Genomic DNA, 15,617 nt, shown 5'->3' with positions numbered 1-15,617 from the left:
CCGTCCCGACGTCATTCACGTTCAGTTACTCGGGCGCGGTGACGGCTCCACCGGAGTGGACTACACGGTCAACGCGGGTCTCGGGTATCCGCTCGTCACGGGCCCGGCCGATCATGCCGGTGCGATCAATCATGTACTGCCGGCCTGGGATGTGTGCTGCGGACTGTACGCCGCGTTGACCGTGTAGTCCACTCCGGTGGAGCCGTCACCGCGCCCGAGTAACTGAACGTGAATGACGTCGGGACGGTTGGCTGCCAGGACATCGTGGCTGAGCCAGGACAAGCCCGCGGCGTTGGTCACCACGATGCCGTCACCCTCGATGATCAGCCGCTGTACCAGTTGCTGGCCGTCCGGGGACCGCAGATCGATTGTGGCCGAACGCTTTCCCTTGTTCAGTCCGGTCCAGTAGATCGAGGTGCCGTCGGCTGCCAGCGGCCACCGTTGCACATCGGAAGCACCGCCGATCGGGTCAACGCGGATGACCTCTGCGCCAAGCTGGTTCAGTGTCATGCCGCACAGCGGGGCGGCGACGAAACTCGACACCTCCACCACGGTGAGACCCTGCAGGGGCAACTCAATCATTGCGACGCGACCCGCTCGAAAACGGCAGCCAGGCCCTGGCCGCCGCCGATGCACATGGTCTCCAGGCCGTAGCGGGCCTCACGGCGATTGAGCTCGCGCGCCAAGGTGGCCAGCATGCGCCCGCCGGTTGCGCCGACCGGGTGGCCCAATGAGATCCCCGAACCGTGCACGTTGGTCCGCTCGTGATCGGCGGCGCTGAACTTCCATTCCCGCATCACCGCAAGCGCTTGCGCGGCAAAGGCTTCGTTGAGTTCGATGAGGTCGATGTCGGACAGCTTTAAGCCGGCCTTGGCCAGCGCCACTTCGGTCGCGGGCACCGGCCCGATGCCCATGACGTTGGGTGCTACGCCCGCCACCCCCAAGGACACCAGCCGCACCAACGGCTTCAGCCCGTATTCGTCGGCGTTTTCCGGTGTGGTCACCACACACATCGAGGCCGCGTCGTTCTGCCCGCTGGCATTGCCGGCCGTGACGGTCGCCTCCGGATCATCCTTCAGCAGAACGGGTTTGAGCTTGCTCAACGAGTCCACCGTCGTGTCCGCGCGCGGGTGTTCGTCGGTGTCGATCAGTTCCTCGCCGTGCCGGGTGGGCACCGCGACCGGGATGATCTCCTCGGCCAGAATGCCGTCTTTCTGTGCGGCCACCGCACGCTGATGGGATCGCACCGCCAGCTCGTCTTGTTCCTGGCGGGAAATGCCGTACTGGCGGCGCAGGTTCTCGGCCGTTTCCAGCATTCCGCCGGGCACCGGGTAGTGCTGGCCGCCGGCGGTGGTGCGTCCCCGGGCCAGCCCGTCGTGCACTTGGACGCCGCCACGGGCGCCGCCCCAGCGCATGTCGGTGGAGTAGAAGGCGACGTTGCTCATGCTTTCGCAGCCGCCGGCGATGACCAGATCGTGGTTACCGCTGGCCACTTGCAGGCATGCCTGGATGACAGCCTGCAGCCCCGAGCCGCAACGCCGGTCGACCTGCATGCCCGGAACCGTCACCGGCAGACCGGAATCCAGCGCCACCACCCGCCCGATCGCCGGCGCATCGCTGTTGGGATAGCAATGGCCGAGGATCACATCTTGCACGGCATCGGGGGCCAGCCCGGTTCGCTCGAGCAAGCCTTTCAGCGCGGCGACACCGAGATCGACGGCGCTGCGCGCCTTGAACATTCCGCCGTAGCGGCCGATCGGCGTCCGCACGGGTTCACAGATGACGGCTTCACGGGCCGTGCTCATAGGTGTCGGCCGCCGGTGATTTCCATGACAGTGCCGGTCATGTACGACGACAGGTCGGACGCCAAGAACAGCGCCACGCTGGCGACTTCGCTGGGCTCACCGGCGCGGCCCATCGGCACCTCGGCGACCTTCGAGTCCCAAATACGCTGCGGCATGGCCTCCGTCATGGCGGAGCGGATCAGGCCGGGGGCAATCGCGTTCACCCGGATGCCCAAATAGGCCAGCTCTTTGGCGGCCGCCTTGGTCATGCCGACGATGCCGGCCTTGGCCGCCGAGTAGTTGGTCTGGCCGATCATGCCGACCTTGCCCGACACCGAGGACATGTTGATGATGGCGCCCCGCTTGTTCTCCCGCATGACGGCGGCGGCCAGCCGGGTGCCGTTCCAGGTCCCCTTCAGGTGCACCGCGATGACCTGATCGAACTGCTCCTCGGTCATCTTGCGCATTGTGGCGTCACGGGTGATGCCGGCGTTGTTGACCATGATGTCCAGGCCTCCGAACCGCTCGATCGCGGTCTGGATCAAGGTTTCGACCTCCGAGGACTTGGTGACATCGCAGCGCACCGCGACGGCGACGTCGTCACCACCGAGCTGCTTGGCCACCACTTGGGTTTCCTCGAGATTGACGTCGCCGAGCACAACTCGCGCGCCCTCGGCGACAAAGCGCTCCGCGATGGCCAGACCCAGTCCCTGCGCTCCACCCGTGATTACCGCCGTTTGACCTGTCAACAACCCCACTGGACCACACATCCTTCACTGTTATCGCTACCACCGGGCACGTCAGGCAAATATCGTATTTGATATAGGATCCTGCTCTGAGCCGGGGTGCCCGGATCCGGAGAGGAGCATGGAGTCAATGGCCACCGACGAAGCCGCTGAAGTCCCGGATGAAGATTTCTGCGAAATCCTTGCCCAGACAAGGCAATTCGTCCGCAGCGCCGTTGTCCCCCGCGAGCAGGAGATCCTGGACACCGATTGCGTGCCCGACGACCTGCGCGACGAGGCCAAGAAGATGGGCCTGTTCGGCTACGCGATACCCCAGGCCTGGGGCGGCCTTGGCCTCAATCTGATGCAAGACGTCGAACTGGCCATGGAGTTGGGCTACACCTCACTGGCGCTGCGGTCGATGTTCGGCACCAACAACGGCATCGCCGGACAAGTTCTGGTGGGGTTCGGAACCGACGAACAGAAATCCCGCTGGCTGGAGTCGATCGCGTCCGGCGAAGTCGTCGCCTCCTTCGCGCTGACCGAACCCGGCGCCGGGTCGAATCCGGCCGGCCTGCGAACCAAAGCCGTTCGGGACGGCTCCGAAAAAGACGGGGATTGGGTGATCTCCGGGCAGAAGCGCTTCATCACCAACGCGCCCGTCGCCAATCTCTTCGTGGTGTTCGCCCGGACCCGGCCGGCCGATGACCAGGGCCCGGGGATCGCCGTCTTCCTGGTACCGGCGGACGCCGCGGGCGTCGTGGTGGGCGCCAAGGACGCCAAGATGGGACAGGAAGGGGCGTGGACGGCCGACGTCAACTTCGACGACGTCCGGGTCGGCCCCGATGCGCTCATCGGCGGCAGTGAAGACATCGGATATCGCGCGGCGATGACTTCGCTGGCCCGCGGGCGGGTGCACATCGCCGCCCTCGCGGTGGGCGCCGCTCAACGCGCGCTCGACGAATCGGTGTCGTATGCCGCCACCGCGACCCAGGGCGGGACGCCGATCGGGAGCTTTCAGTTGGTGCAGGGCATGCTCGCCGATCAGCAGACCGGGGTGATGGCCGGCCGTGCGCTGGTGCGCGATGCCGCGCGGCTGTGGGTCGCAGGCGAGGATCGCCGGATCGCGCCATCGGCCGCCAAGGTCTTCTGTACCGAAATGGCCGGCAACGTAGCGGATCTCGCAGTGCAAATCCACGGCGGCAGTGGTTACATGCGAGGAGTTGCCGTCGAACGCATCTACCGCGATGTACGCCTGCTCCGTCTTTACGAGGGCACCAGCGAGATTCAGCGTTTGATTATCGGATCGAACCTGGTCAAGGCGGCGCAGCGATAAGAATGGCCGCGCAGTGGCCCAACCCGATGGAGGAGCAACCATGAGCGGCAAGCTTGCCGGGAGAGTGGCGTTGATTACCGGCGCGGCACGGGGTCAGGGCCGCGCGCACGCGGTGCGGTTGGCCTCCGAAGGTGCCGACATCATCGCCGTCGACATCGCCGGCAAACTGCCGGACTTCGTTCCCTACAATCCCGCGACTCCCGACGACCTGAGCGAGACCGTGCGCCTGGTCGAAGCAACGAACCGCCGGATTGTCGCCTCGGTGGTGGACACCCGCGACTTCGACGGCCTCCGCAAGGCCGTCGCGGACGGTGTCGCCGAGCTGGGGCGCCTCGACATCATCGTCGCCAATGCCGGGGTCGCGGCCCCACAGGCATGGGACGACATCACGCCGGAAAACTTCCGCGACGTGATGGACATCAACGTCACCGGCACCTGGAACACCGTGATGGCCGGCGCGGACAAGATCATCGAGGGCGGCCGCGGCGGCTCCATCATCCTGATCAGCTCCGCGGCCGGAATGAAGATGCAGCCGTTCATGATTCACTACACCGCCAGCAAGCACGCCGTCACCGGCCTGGCGCGGGCCTTCGCCGCCGAGCTGGGTAAGCATTCGATCCGGGTCAACAGCGTTCACCCGGGCCCGGTGAACACCGCGATGGGCTCCGGCGACATGATCAACGCGGTGGGCAAGACGATGGAAACCAACCCCCAGCTGTCGCATGTCCTGACACCGTTCCTGCCCGACTGGGTCGCCGAGCCGGAGGAGATCGCCGATACCGTGTGCTGGCTGGCCAGCGACGAGTCGCGCAAAGTCACCGCCGCCCAGATCCCGGTCGATCAGGGTTCCACGCAGTACTGATCGCTGTTTGGGCAGCTCGCACGGGAATAGCTCTGCGGTCTTCGCGTTTGCACTCGTCATGCAAAGCTTCAGCGAAACCGAGCGCCAGGAGTTCCTCGCCGACAAGCACGTGGCGGTGCTGTCCGTCGCCGCCACCGACGGCCGGCCGCCGGCCAGCGTCCCGATCTGGTACGACTACTCCCCCGGCGGCAACATCCACATCATGACCGGGCCATCCAGCCGCAAGGCACGGCTCATCGAGCGGGCGGGGGTGGTGACGCTGGTGGTCCAGCGCGAGGAGCCGCCGTATCAATACGTCGTGGTGGAAGGCACCGTCATCGAGACCACCAACCCGGCCCCGGCAGATTTGCAGGAATCGATCGCCATCCGTTACCTCGGCGAGGAAGGCGGGCGGGCGTTCGTCCGCAGCATGGAAGGTGTCGAGGAGGTGCTCTTCACCATTCGGCCCGATCGCTGGCTGAGCGCCGATTTCACCGGCGACCTCTGACTCTCACCCGATCAGGTCCAGCGTCCCCAGCTCGCGGATCGCCTGGCAGCCGCGGGTCAGCATGGTCAGCACCATGTCGTCGCCACGCTCGGTGGCGGCGGCGAAGGCGAAGCCCAACGCCGAGATCAGCGGAGCTTGCAACACCCCGAGCCGGTAATCACGCCAACATGTTTCGCGGTCGTAGTCGCTGACCCCGCCAGCCGTCAATGCGCGGTGGTAGTCGGCAACCAGTTCTTCTTCGATGTCCGCGCGCAATTGGGAGTTGAGACTGGTTGCGGTGAAGTAGGCGAGATCCCGGGTGGGCAAGCCCACCCCAAGCGTCTGCCAGTCGACCACGCTGACCCTGGTTCGGTCCGGATCGAACAGCAAGTTGTCCAGGCGATAGTCGCCGTGCAGCAAGGCGAACCGGTCATACTCCGACATCAGCCACGGTGCGATCAAACCCATTGCCGCACTGAAGGTATCGCGGTCTTCGGGACTCATCCGATCGCCCAGCTTCTCCAGCGTGATGTCGGCGCTCAGCTTCGCCACCTCGCCCATACCGCCCGCTCCGGCCTCATCGGGCCGGCCGAACGCGATACCCGGGAAATCAAGCCAGACCGGATCGCACCAACTGGGTGCGTGCAGGCCGGCCAGGGCGGTAACCGCAAGGCGCGCTTCAATTTCACCGCAGCCGACAAGCTGATCGCCCTGCACCGCCGGAGCCTGATCGGCGAGCAGGAGAGCGAAATCCATTGCGTCATCGGTAATCTCGGAATAGAAGCACCGGGGTGTCGGCACCTGCACTCTGTCCACCACCGAGGAGTAGAACGCGCATTCGCTGCGATAGCCGATGACGACCCGGTCTCGCACCGTGTCGTCCTGGGCGGGCAGTTTGATCACAAAGGTCTGCGGCAGGTCACCGGGATTCGTCGCATAGCGAGCCGTCACCCGGTAGGTGGCCCCGGTCTGTCCGGTGCCGATCGCGACCACGTCCACATCGGCGACCTCGACGGGTGTGCCGCTCCCGCTGAGCGCGGCCGACAACCACTGAGGGGTCACGTCGCCGGGATAACGCGGTATCGACAGCACAGCACTCATAAGCAGCACGCCTCCTGTACGCGGACAGCTCGGTCTGACTGACAAACTGTAAGGCATACCGCAAGAGTTGCGGGCAACAGCGGTGCTCTAATCGGCAAGAATGCGCCATTCGGCGGCTTCGTGCTGTTGCCGCCAGAATTCATCGAAACGCCCGCCCGCAGCGAGCAATTCGGCAACCGTCCCATCCTCGACCACCCGGCCGTTGTCGACGAACAGCACCCGGTCGGCGTGACTGATGCTGGCCAGCCGATGCGCCACGATCACCTGGGTACGTGATTGCGGGTCTGCGGTGAGCGCGTCGACCACCGCGGCTTCGTTCTCGGTGTCCAAAGCGCTGGTCGCCTCGTCTACCAGCAGGATCGGTGCGGGCTTAAGCAACGCGCGGGCGATGCTGACCCGCTGACGCTCACCACCGGACAGGGCCGAGCCGGCCTCGCCGACGACGGTATCGGCACCGTCGGGCAGCCTTCCGACGAGTTCGTCGACGCGCGCGAGCGCCACCGCCCGCTGGAACCGCTCGTCGGTGGCGCCCGGATCGCCGGCGAACACGTTGTCGCGGATAGATCCATGGAACAGGTAGGGATGCTGGAACACGACGCTGCTTGCCGCCCGTCGGGCCTCGGCGTCCAGCGTCGCCGCGTCAGCTCCGTCGATCAACACCCGGCCGCCACTGGGCTCATGCAACCCGGCGATCAGGGCCAGGATGGTGCTTTTGCCCGAGCCGGACGGTCCGACGATCGCCGTCGTGCTCCCCGGCTGCAGCGCAAAGCTGACCCCGTCGAGCACCGGTGCGCCCGCACCGTCGTAGCGAAACACGACGTCGTCGAACTCAATGCGAGGCGCCGCGCCGCACGCCAACGTGGTGGCGCCGACGTTCATCAACGGCGCCGTGAGCACCGAGCGGATGTTGTCCAGCGTGGCGCGGGTGCTCTCCAGCGCCGGCGCCAACTCGCTGATGGTGGTGAAGGGCTCGAGGTAGCGCACGATGACGACGATCAGCGCGATCGCCTCGGGCATTGCCAGCGTTCCGTTCACGGTCAGCGCCGTCGTCGCCCCGGCCAGCAGAATCAAAGCCAGCTGGCTGGCCAGGCTGAACAGCAGTTGCCCCGGCACCTGCATGGAGAGCAAGCGCATGGTGGCGCCATGCTGTGCGGCCAGCGCCTCGCCGACCAGACTCCTCGCCGGCTCGACGCGCCGCGCGGCCCGCAACGCCTGCTGGGTCCGGGCGAATTCGATGATGCGCTCGGTGAGCGCGCTATTGGCTTCGGCCGCCGCGGAATCCGCTCGCCGGGCCAGCCGGGCCGACGCCCATAACGCGCCCAACAGCAGCGGCAGGCCACCCAGTGCGGCAGCCCCCAGCTGCCAGGAGACCGGCAACAACACCACCGCGATGGCTGCTGGCAATAGGACGGCGGAGATCAGCGGTGTGAGCAGGTTGACGACCAGGCCGACGAGTTCTGGCCCGGTGGCCGCGATCGCCTGCCGTGCCGTCGCGGTGTGCTCTGCGGTGAACCAATCCAGCCGCACGCCGGGCAGTCGGTCCGCCACGTCGTGCTGACTGTGATCCAGCACGGCGAAACCCAGGCTGAAACCGATACGGGCCGTTGCGGTATCGATCAGCCAGCCGGTCACCGTGGCCGCGGTCAGCCAGCCCAGCCAGACCAACGCGCGCTGCGGAGCCGCACTGAACAACGCCCCCACCAACGGGACCAACAGCACGGTGGCCACCGCCCGAACGACCACGGAGATCAATGCCAGCGCCGTGTAGGTGATGACGTGATTGCGGCGATCCGCCGGAACCAGGCTCAACCACGTGCGAATCATCGCGCCCCCTCACCAGTTGTGCCGGCGGCCACTTGGTCGCGACGCCCGCCTTCCCACAGCCGTCGGTACCGGCCGTCGGTCGCGAGCAACTCGTCGTTTGTGCCCCGTTCGACGATGCGGCCGTGGTCGAGCACGACAATCTGGTGGGCCCGGGTGATGGTGTGCAATCGATGCGCGATCACCAGCACGGTGCGGTCCTGGGTCAGCCGGTTGAGCGCTTGCTGCACCAGGTATTCCGATTCGGGGTCGGCGAACGCGGTCGCCTCGTCGAGGATCAACACCGGGGTGTCGGCCAGGATGGCGCGGGCGATGGTGAGTCGTTGGCGTTCGCCGCCCGAGAGCCCGGTGCCAGCGCCCAGCATGGTGTCGTAGCCGTTCGGCAGTCGCATGATGCGGTCGTGGATCTGCGCCTCGCGTGCCGCCCGTTCGATTTGTGTGGCGGTGGCATCGGGCACCGCCAGCGCGATGTTCTCGGCGACGGTGCCATGCACCAATTGCGTTTCCTGCAGCACGAATCCGACTTGCGCATAGAGATCATCGGCCGTCATCGACCGAATATCTTGTCCGCCAACGCGTATCGAGCCCCTGCCGACGTCGTGAAAGCGGGCCAGCAACGCGGCCAGTGTCGACTTGCCGGATCCGGAAGGCCCGACCAGCGCGGTGACTGTGCCGGGACGCAACGTCAGCGACACGTCGTGAATGACCGGAACGTCGGGGCGATAGCCGAAGCTGACGTTGTCGAAGACGACAGTGGCGGCCGGGTCGCGGGTGGCCTCGTCGTGCTCGCGCACCGCGAGGTCGGCCTCGTCGAGCGTGTTCTGCAGGCGCCGGGCGGCCAGCATGCCGGCGCGGATGCCGCCGAGGCCGTAGGCAATACCGAGCAGCCGTGCACCGAAGGTGGTGCCCAGCAACAGGAACGGCAGCAGATCCACCGGATTCATCCGGCCGGTGACGACCAGCAGTGTGCCGGTGACCGCGATGAGCCACAGGAACGTCGACGGCCGGGTGACCAGGTCCATGAATGTCTTCTTGCCGGCCAGCGGGCGCTGCCAGGCGACCAGGAAGCCGACGTATTCGTCCAGCCGGCGCCGGAAGCTGGATGCGGCGGCACCGCCGAAGACGCGGATCACCGGCTGGCCTTCCAGGTATGCGCCGGCCTCCCCGCTCATCGTCTCGGCCCAGTGCTGCGACTGCGGGATGCGCGGACCCGACTGGATCGTGAGCGAGGACGTCAACACCAGGTACACCAGGACGGGCGCGAACAACACCAGCGCCACCCGCCAGTCGACGGCGAACAAATAGACCAGCACGGCGACCGGCGCAACGGCCGCGGCGACCGCATCCGGAATGGCGTGGGTGACCAGGTAGTGCAAGGACAGCGTGTCGTCCTGCAGTAGCTGCTTGATCGATCCCGACCCGCGCGCGGTGAACCAGCCCAGCGGTAGCCGAGACAGCTTGTGTAGCAGCCGAGAACGCAGATCGCGGGCGAACCGCGCATCGACGACATGCAGCCACAGCGTGAGCGCGGCGCCGAGCAACGCTCCCAGACCCAGCAGCGACACCGCGGCGATACCGATGTCCCACAGTCGCGCGGCCGGCGCACCGGATACCAAACGCCGGGCCAGTTCGACGAGCAACACAAACGGCGCCAGTTGCACCAGCGTGATCACCGCCTGCAGCACGCCTGACAAAATCAGCGCCGAGCGCAGTGGCGCCAGCAGTCGACCGGCGGCCTGGGCACGCCAGTTCCCGCGGGCCGCCGGGGCAGGCGTCGCCTCGGGCACCTGCTGAGTCGATTCCAGTTGAGCCGCAACATCTTCCGCAGAAACATTGGGCGCGACGCTGTCGGATTGCTCGGGTTCGTCGCCGCGCCTGGTGCCCATCGCGCGCCCGGCACTCCAGTAGGCCTGGGCGTGTACCTCGGATTTGGGAAAACCGAATTCATCGCGCAGCCGCGTGCGCACCTGCTTGAGGGTCGTGGCCTCTGGCGTCGCCCACGCATACCAGTCAGACCAGTCGCGGCGCTCGATCGCCGCGGCGAGCGACTTCTCGTCGTGGCGGGCAACCCAGTGCAGTCGTAGCCGGGGGTGCTGCGCGATCGGGATCAGTGTGTCGTTGTCGTCGTGCTGTTCGAGGTACATCTCGATCGGGACGTCGTCGGGAATCACCCCGATGATCCCGTTCATTCCGGGGATGGACGCCGAGTCGCCGATCAGCAGATAGCCGGCCGGCTGCTCGTCGGGCACGTCGAACCGGGACGAGCCCATCAGGGCCATCACCGCGATGGTGGCGCCGGGCTGCACCGTGCGCGCCCAGAGCGATGCGGGTCCGGCGGGATCGTGCAGCACGATGTCGACCGCGAACCGTCCGGCGGACGCGTCCGCCTCCGAGATGGTGTATGCGCGCTGGAATTCCGTTTTCGATCCGTCCGGGTCCGGAAACCAGAACCGCAGCCATGCCGCCGGCTCGGCATCGACGTCTTCGAACAGCGTCGGCGACGTCATGCGTACCCGGACGAAGTGCGGAGCGATCCGGACGGTTTCGGTCACCGTCGCGGTGTGGTCGCGCGCGCCGAAGCTGCGCAGCATCACGCCCTGGAACCCGCGTGCCATTGGCGGTCCTTTCTCGCGGCGCCCCGCGGCGACGGCCTCGCCGATCTGACGACCCCCACAAACTAAGGGTTGCCTTACCATAGGTCAACTCCGTGCACGTCTGCCGACCGCCGCGGTCAGTAGCCTGGGAACCATGAGCGGTGAATCAGCGGCGCCGGTGCTGCTGTACGACGGGGTCTGTGGGGTGTGCAACCGGTCGGTGCGCACCATCCTTCGCTTCGATCCCACCGGTCCTCTGCGCTTCGCGGCGTTACAAAGCGTCTTCGCCAAAGCGATCATCGAGCGGCACCCGGACATCGCGGATGTCGACTCGGTGGTGTTCGTCGATCACCCCGGCCAGCCGTCAGAACGGGTGGCGGTCCGGTCCGAGGCCATGCTGCGGGTGGTGGATTACCTCGGCGGACCGTGGCGGGTGTTCAAGGTGGCACGCGGCATCCCGGCCCCGCTTCGCGACTGGCTCTACGACAGGTTCGCCGCGATTCGTTATCGCGCTTTCGGCAAGTACGACAGTTGTCCGCTGCCGGCCCCGGAGGTTCGCGCCCGCTTCGTGGCGGATTGACCGGCGTCCGTTAAGGACCGGCGTCCGGGGCAAGGTCCGCTTCGGATTCTTTCCGCTTCAGCGCGGCCAGCCGGCGGTCCTCTTCGGCCGCCTGACGATGTTTGATTGCCGACGAGCGGTGAACATCAGAGTGCAAGACGCCTTGTTCAACGGTCCAATCCTGGATTTTCGCGACTCGCTCGTGCTGGATTGCGGATTGCTCGAAGCTTTGAGCTGCGGACAGTCCTGCGCGCGCGGCGCGTTCGCGGGCCGCGGCGGCGCGGTGTTCGGCGCGCTCGATTTCTGCTGCGGTGACGGCCTTTTCGCCTAGTGGTGAGACTTCGTTTCCGGTGGGCATGGCGTCTCCCTTGTGTCCTGTGGGTTTGAAGTACCCGCCAGGAAGAGTTTGACGCCTCACCGCTCAAGATTTCGGCCTCGGCAAGTGCGGGCGGAGGGACTCGAACCCTCACGCTCTTTCGAGCACCGGCACCTAAAGCCGGCGTGTATGCCAATTTCACCACGCCCGCGCGCGTAGCGATCGTACAGCCTGGACGACTTCACAACTTGTCGGCGACCGACGCAGATGGACGAGCGGTACGGTCAAGGGGTGTCCACTACGCACCGTCGCAGGCCCGCGCTGATCGCACTGGTGATCATCGCGGCATGCGGCTGCCTGGCTCTGGGCTGGTGGCAGTGGACCAGGTTTCAGTCCGTCTCCGGCTCGTTTCAGAACCTCGGCTATGCATTGCAATGGCCGCTGTTCGCGTGGTTCTGCGTGTACGCCTACCGCAAATTCGTTCGCTATGAAGAGGAACCACCACAGCCGAAAAGCACCGAATCGATGACCGAGATACCCGCCGGGCTGCTGCCTGAGCGGCCCACGCCCACGCCGCAGGCAGCAGACGACCCGGCGCTGCGGGAGTACAACACCTATCTGGCCGAGCTCGCTGCACAAGACGCCGAAAAGCAGAAGAGGACAACCGCATGACCACACCGGAGACGCCCGGAACGCCAGCGCCTGCAGTCCCCGTCGACAAGATCCGCACCGCGTTGTTCGGCTACCGGATCATGGCGTGGGCGACCGGTCTGTGGCTCATCGCGCTGTGCTACGAGATCGTCTCGCACCTCGTCTTCCATCACGAGATCCGGTGGATCGAAGTCGTCCACGGCTGGGTGTATTTCATCTACGTGCTGGCCGCGTTCAATCTGGCGATCAAGGTGCGCTGGCCGCTCGGCAAGACGGTCGGCGTGCTGCTTGCCGGCACTATTCCACTGCTCGGCATCATCGTCGAGCACTTCCAAACCAGGAACGTCAAAGCGCAGTTCGGCATATAGGCACACGCCTCTGCCGGACGGCAGAAAACAAGTTGTCGCTAAGAGGCGGGCACAACGTCAGTCACCCTGGCGCCGCGCCGGCTGTGACGAGCGCCGTCTAGCCCTCGGACCGGGCCAGCGTTTCCAGCGCCGGCAACAGCAGCCGCAGCGCGCGGCCGCGATGCGAGACGGCGTCCTTCTCCGCCGGTGTCAGCTCGGCGGCGGTGCGATCGTCTCCATTCGGAATGAAGACCGGGTCATAGCCGAAGCCGCCGTCGCCGCGGGCTTCGCGGCCAATGCGGCCGGGCCACTCGCCGCGGACGACGACTTCGCCGGAGGCCGAGACGAGCGCGCAGGCGGACACGAACGCCGCGCCTCGACGTCCGTCCGGCACGTCTGCCAGTTGCGCCAGCAGCAACGCGGTATTGCCCGCGTCATCACCATGCTTGCCCGACCAGCGCGCCGACAACACACCGGGCATTCCGTTGAGCGCGGCGACCTCCAGTCCGGAATCGTCGGCCACACTCGGCAGTCCGCTCGCGGTGAACGCATCGCGCGCCTTGGCCAACGCGTTGTCTTCGAAAATCGCGCCGGTCTCCGGTGCTTCCTCGAACGGCGCCACCTCGTCGAGCGACACCAATGTCACTCCCGTCAGCCCGGCGGCGTCGAGCACCCGGCGCAACTCGGCCAGCTTCTTGGGGTTGCGGCTGGCGACCAGCAGGCGGGTCATCATCTATCCCCAAACCTGCCTCTGGGCAGTTGCCAATGCACCCCGCCACCTTACGGACTGCGATAGGGCCGCGACGCGAATCGCTCAGCAGGGCAAGCGGCGTAGGCATGCTCCGCAAGGAATAGACAGGGCGACGAACTAGCTTCCCCGAGGGTGAGCCAAAAACCCGATACCGAGACACTCAAGGCGCTCAATAGCAACATCACCGATGAGTTTCGCAGCAACGCCGGCAAGGTTGGGGGGCGATTCGAAGGCAACGAGCTGCTGCTGCTCACTACCACGGGCGCCAAGTCCGGCGAGCCGCGCGTCGCACCGCTGGTGGTCTTCCGTATCGACGGCAGGATGCTGATCGTCGCGGGTTATGGTGGCGCCGACATCAACCCGGCGTGGGTGCATAACCTGCGGGCTAACCCGCGGGCGCGCGTCGAAGTCGCCACCGACTCATTCGACGTCGTCGCACACGAGCTCGACTCGTCCGAACGTGAGGCGGTCATCCCCAAGATCAACGCGACCGTACCGGCGTTCGCGTTCGCGAACTACCAGTCAAAAACCACACGCACCATCCCGATATTCGAGCTGCAGAAGCGCGAGTCATGACCGACGGGAAGGGGTCAGGTCTTGGCCGCTGCGTCGGCGGTGATGAACCGCGGGGTAATTAGGCCAAGTTCAGGGTCGCAGTAGGCGCGTCAGCTGCCGAAGGCCTTCGGCGCGGGAGCCCCCTCGGGGAGAACACCGGGGTACGGAAGGCGCAGCGCCTCACGCTGTGCGGCGAACAGCTTGTCGCATGCGGCCAGGGCCACGTCGAGCAACTTGTCCAATGTCGACCGCGGGAACGTCGCCCCCTCGCCGGTCCCCTGGACTTCCACCAGGGTTCCGGTGTCGGTGGCGACGACGTTCATGTCGACCTCGGCGCGGGAGTCCTCCTCATAGGGCAGGTCGACCCGGATCCGGCCGTCGACCACGCCGACGCTGACCGCCGCGATCGCACAGGACAGCGGCCGGGGGTCGGACAGCTTGCCCGCGGCCGCGAGATAGGTCACCGCGTCGGACAGTGCCACGAAGGCGCCCGTAACGGCCGCGGTGCGGGTGCCGCCGTCGGCCTGCAGAACGTCGCAGTCGACGGCGATGGTGTTCTCCCCCAGCGCCGCCAGGTCGATGCAGGCGCGCAGCGACCGTCCGATCAGCCGGCTGATCTCCTGGGTGCGCCCGGACAGGCGACCTTTCACCGATTCACGGTCCGAGCGAGTATGGGTCGCCGACGGCAACATCGCGTACTCTGCGGTGAGCCAGCCGAGGCCCGATCCCTTGCGCCACCGCGGCACGCCCTCCGTCACGCTGGCGGTGCACATGACCTTGGTGTGGCCGAATTCGATCAAAACCGATCCAGCGGGGTGGTCGGTGAAACCGCGGGTGATGACTACGGGCCGAAGCTCGTCGTCAAGGCGGCCGTCTTCTCGTCTGGTCACGACGCCAACCCTAACGTGGTTGTCTCAGACCCTCTCGGAGCGGCGGATATCGAACGTCTCCCCGCACACCACTGCGTGCACCGGACCATCGAACTCGGCTTTGGCCTCGCTGATCACATCCTCGCGCGAGGTCCACGGCGGGATGTGCGTCAGCAACAGTTCGCGAACGCCGGCCTGGGCCGCTGCCCGGCCGGCCTCGGTGCCCGACAGATGCAGGGCGGGCGGGCGGTCCGGCGCGTGCGTCCACGACGACTCGCACAGGAAAACGTCGGCGTCGCGAGCCAGGTCGACGAGCTGAGCGCACGCGCCGGTGTCACCGCTGTAGACGAACGAAGCGCCACTGGGATCGGTGATCTTCAAGCCGTAGGACTCGGTCGGATGAGCCACCACGCGTGGCGTCACGGTGAGCGCGCCGATCTTCACCGGCTCACCGTCCACCCAATGACGGACATCGAAAATGTCTGAGCAGTCGTCGATCTCACCGCCGTAGGGCGACGACGCCGCACCCAACCGCGACCACGTGTCACCGGGGCCATAGAGCAATGCTTTACCGAGCGGACGCGTCGGGTGGTAACGCCGCCATACAAAGAGTCCAGGCAAATCCAAACAATGGTCGGCGTGCAAATGAGACAACAGCACGTGCACGGAGCCGGGATCGGCATAGCGCTGCAGCGCGCCGAGAACGCCCCCGCCGAAGTCGATGACCAACGGCGGAGTGTCCGGTGCGCGGAGCAGATAACCCGACGCAGGCGAATCCGGTCCCACCACGCTGCCCGAGCAGCCGAGCACGGTTATTCGCACGGACACCACTGTGCCATGCCCCATGGTGCCATGACGAAAACATCGCCGCATTGGTGTG

The 15,617-nt window shown here is 66.4% G+C and carries 16 protein-coding genes, 1 tRNA gene and 1 pseudogene; 7 read left to right on the top strand and 11 right to left on the bottom strand.

Going from position 1 to position 15,617, the window contains the following annotated elements:
• Window positions 1-171: 171 nt before the first annotated feature.
• The 3 genes and pseudogenes from A5625_RS12270 to fabG form a co-directional block, all read right to left on the bottom strand.
• A pseudogene (locus A5625_RS12270) lies at window positions 172-582 on the bottom strand (CoA transferase); the annotation flags it as partial.
• Entirely contained in the window at window positions 579-1,805 is a 1,227-nt protein-coding gene (locus tag A5625_RS12265) for an acetyl-CoA C-acetyltransferase (protein ID WP_066993568.1), read from the bottom strand. The gene A5625_RS12265 and the pseudogene A5625_RS12270, both read right to left, overlap by 4 nt.
• Window positions 1,802-2,554, bottom strand: a complete 753-nt coding sequence (fabG, locus tag A5625_RS12260; protein WP_066993564.1) for a 3-oxoacyl-ACP reductase FabG — start codon at window positions 2,552-2,554, stop codon at window positions 1,802-1,804. The genes A5625_RS12265 and fabG overlap by 4 nt, the downstream gene beginning before the upstream one ends.
• A 106-nt stretch (window positions 2,555-2,660) precedes the next feature.
• On the opposite strand from fabG, the gene A5625_RS12255 reads away from it, so the two are divergent.
• Genes A5625_RS12255 through A5625_RS12245 form a run of 3 tightly spaced genes read left to right on the top strand, consistent with a single transcriptional unit; the run spans window position 2,661 to window position 5,194 of the window.
• On the top strand, window positions 2,661-3,845 hold the full coding sequence (locus A5625_RS12255) for an acyl-CoA dehydrogenase family protein (protein ID WP_197516062.1): 1,185 nt from the start codon (window positions 2,661-2,663) through the stop codon (window positions 3,843-3,845).
• Between the two features lie 40 nt (window positions 3,846-3,885).
• Window positions 3,886-4,707 (top strand): mycofactocin-coupled SDR family oxidoreductase, encoded by an 822-nt coding sequence (locus A5625_RS12250; protein ID WP_066993559.1) that lies wholly within the window; start codon window positions 3,886-3,888, stop codon window positions 4,705-4,707.
• Between the two features lie 58 nt (window positions 4,708-4,765).
• Window positions 4,766-5,194, top strand: a complete 429-nt coding sequence (locus A5625_RS12245; RefSeq protein WP_066993557.1) for a pyridoxamine 5'-phosphate oxidase family protein — start codon at window positions 4,766-4,768, stop codon at window positions 5,192-5,194.
• 3 nt (window positions 5,195-5,197) lie between these two features.
• Here A5625_RS12245 and A5625_RS12240 read toward each other — a convergent pair whose 3' ends face one another.
• The 3 genes from A5625_RS12240 to A5625_RS12230 all read right to left on the bottom strand — a co-directional run bounded on the left by A5625_RS12240 (window position 5,198) and on the right by A5625_RS12230 (window position 10,710).
• On the bottom strand, window positions 5,198-6,274 hold the full coding sequence (locus A5625_RS12240) for a phosphotransferase family protein (RefSeq protein ID WP_066993553.1): 1,077 nt from the start codon (window positions 6,272-6,274) through the stop codon (window positions 5,198-5,200).
• An 87-nt stretch (window positions 6,275-6,361) separates the two neighbouring features.
• Window positions 6,362-8,098, bottom strand: coding sequence for an ABC transporter ATP-binding protein (locus A5625_RS12235; protein WP_066993551.1), 1,737 nt, complete (start codon window positions 8,096-8,098; stop codon window positions 6,362-6,364).
• Window positions 8,095-10,710, bottom strand: coding sequence for an ABC transporter ATP-binding protein/permease (locus tag A5625_RS12230; RefSeq protein WP_066993548.1), 2,616 nt, complete (start codon window positions 10,708-10,710; stop codon window positions 8,095-8,097). The genes A5625_RS12235 and A5625_RS12230 overlap by 4 nt, the downstream gene beginning before the upstream one ends.
• 133 nt (window positions 10,711-10,843) lie before the next feature.
• On the opposite strand from A5625_RS12230, the gene A5625_RS12225 reads away from it, so the two are divergent.
• Entirely contained in the window at window positions 10,844-11,269 is a 426-nt protein-coding gene (locus A5625_RS12225) for a thiol-disulfide oxidoreductase DCC family protein (protein ID WP_066993545.1), read from the top strand.
• Window positions 11,270-11,279: 10 nt separating this feature from the next.
• On the opposite strand, the gene A5625_RS12220 is transcribed toward A5625_RS12225, so the two are convergent.
• Both A5625_RS12220 and A5625_RS12215 read right to left on the bottom strand, forming a co-directional pair.
• Entirely contained in the window at window positions 11,280-11,606 is a 327-nt protein-coding gene (locus A5625_RS12220; protein WP_066993542.1) for a hypothetical protein, read from the bottom strand.
• Between the two features lie 85 nt (window positions 11,607-11,691).
• Window positions 11,692-11,775: transfer RNA gene (locus A5625_RS12215), tRNA-Leu, on the bottom strand.
• A gap of 80 nt (window positions 11,776-11,855) precedes the next feature.
• On the opposite strand from A5625_RS12215, the gene A5625_RS12210 reads away from it, so the two are divergent.
• A complete protein-coding gene (locus A5625_RS12210; RefSeq protein ID WP_066993599.1) occupies window positions 11,856-12,236 on the top strand; it encodes a hypothetical protein in 381 nt (126 codons plus the stop codon).
• Window positions 12,233-12,583 (top strand): DUF3817 domain-containing protein, encoded by a 351-nt coding sequence (locus A5625_RS12205; RefSeq protein ID WP_066993539.1) that lies wholly within the window; start codon window positions 12,233-12,235, stop codon window positions 12,581-12,583. The genes A5625_RS12210 and A5625_RS12205 overlap by 4 nt, the downstream gene beginning before the upstream one ends.
• A gap of 97 nt (window positions 12,584-12,680) precedes the next feature.
• Here A5625_RS12205 and rdgB read toward each other — a convergent pair whose 3' ends face one another.
• The gene (gene rdgB, locus A5625_RS12200; protein WP_197516061.1) at window positions 12,681-13,295 is read right to left on the bottom strand and encodes an RdgB/HAM1 family non-canonical purine NTP pyrophosphatase; all 615 of its coding nucleotides are present in this window, start codon (window positions 13,293-13,295) and stop codon (window positions 12,681-12,683) included.
• 150 nt (window positions 13,296-13,445) lie between these two features.
• Between rdgB and A5625_RS12195 the strand changes: the two genes are divergently transcribed.
• Window positions 13,446-13,889, top strand: coding sequence for a nitroreductase family deazaflavin-dependent oxidoreductase (locus tag A5625_RS12195; RefSeq protein ID WP_066993536.1), 444 nt, complete (start codon window positions 13,446-13,448; stop codon window positions 13,887-13,889).
• 89 nt (window positions 13,890-13,978) lie between these two features.
• Here the strand turns inward: A5625_RS12195 and rph are convergent, their stop codons facing one another.
• Complete coding sequence (rph, locus tag A5625_RS12190) at window positions 13,979-14,758, bottom strand: ribonuclease PH (RefSeq protein ID WP_066993533.1); 780 nt, start codon at window positions 14,756-14,758, stop codon at window positions 13,979-13,981.
• A 24-nt stretch (window positions 14,759-14,782) separates the two neighbouring features.
• Window positions 14,783-15,565 (bottom strand): cyclic nucleotide-degrading phosphodiesterase, encoded by a 783-nt coding sequence (locus tag A5625_RS12185; RefSeq protein ID WP_197516065.1) that lies wholly within the window; start codon window positions 15,563-15,565, stop codon window positions 14,783-14,785.
• Window positions 15,566-15,617: the final 52 nt, after the last annotated feature.

It is taken from the genome of Mycobacterium sp. 1465703.0, assembly GCF_001672975.1.
In the GTDB taxonomy this organism is placed as follows: Bacteria; Actinomycetota; Actinomycetes; order Mycobacteriales; family Mycobacteriaceae; genus Mycobacterium.
The sequence above is the reverse complement of the archived record's forward strand: the minus strand, read 5'-3'. Positions and strand labels throughout refer to the sequence as shown.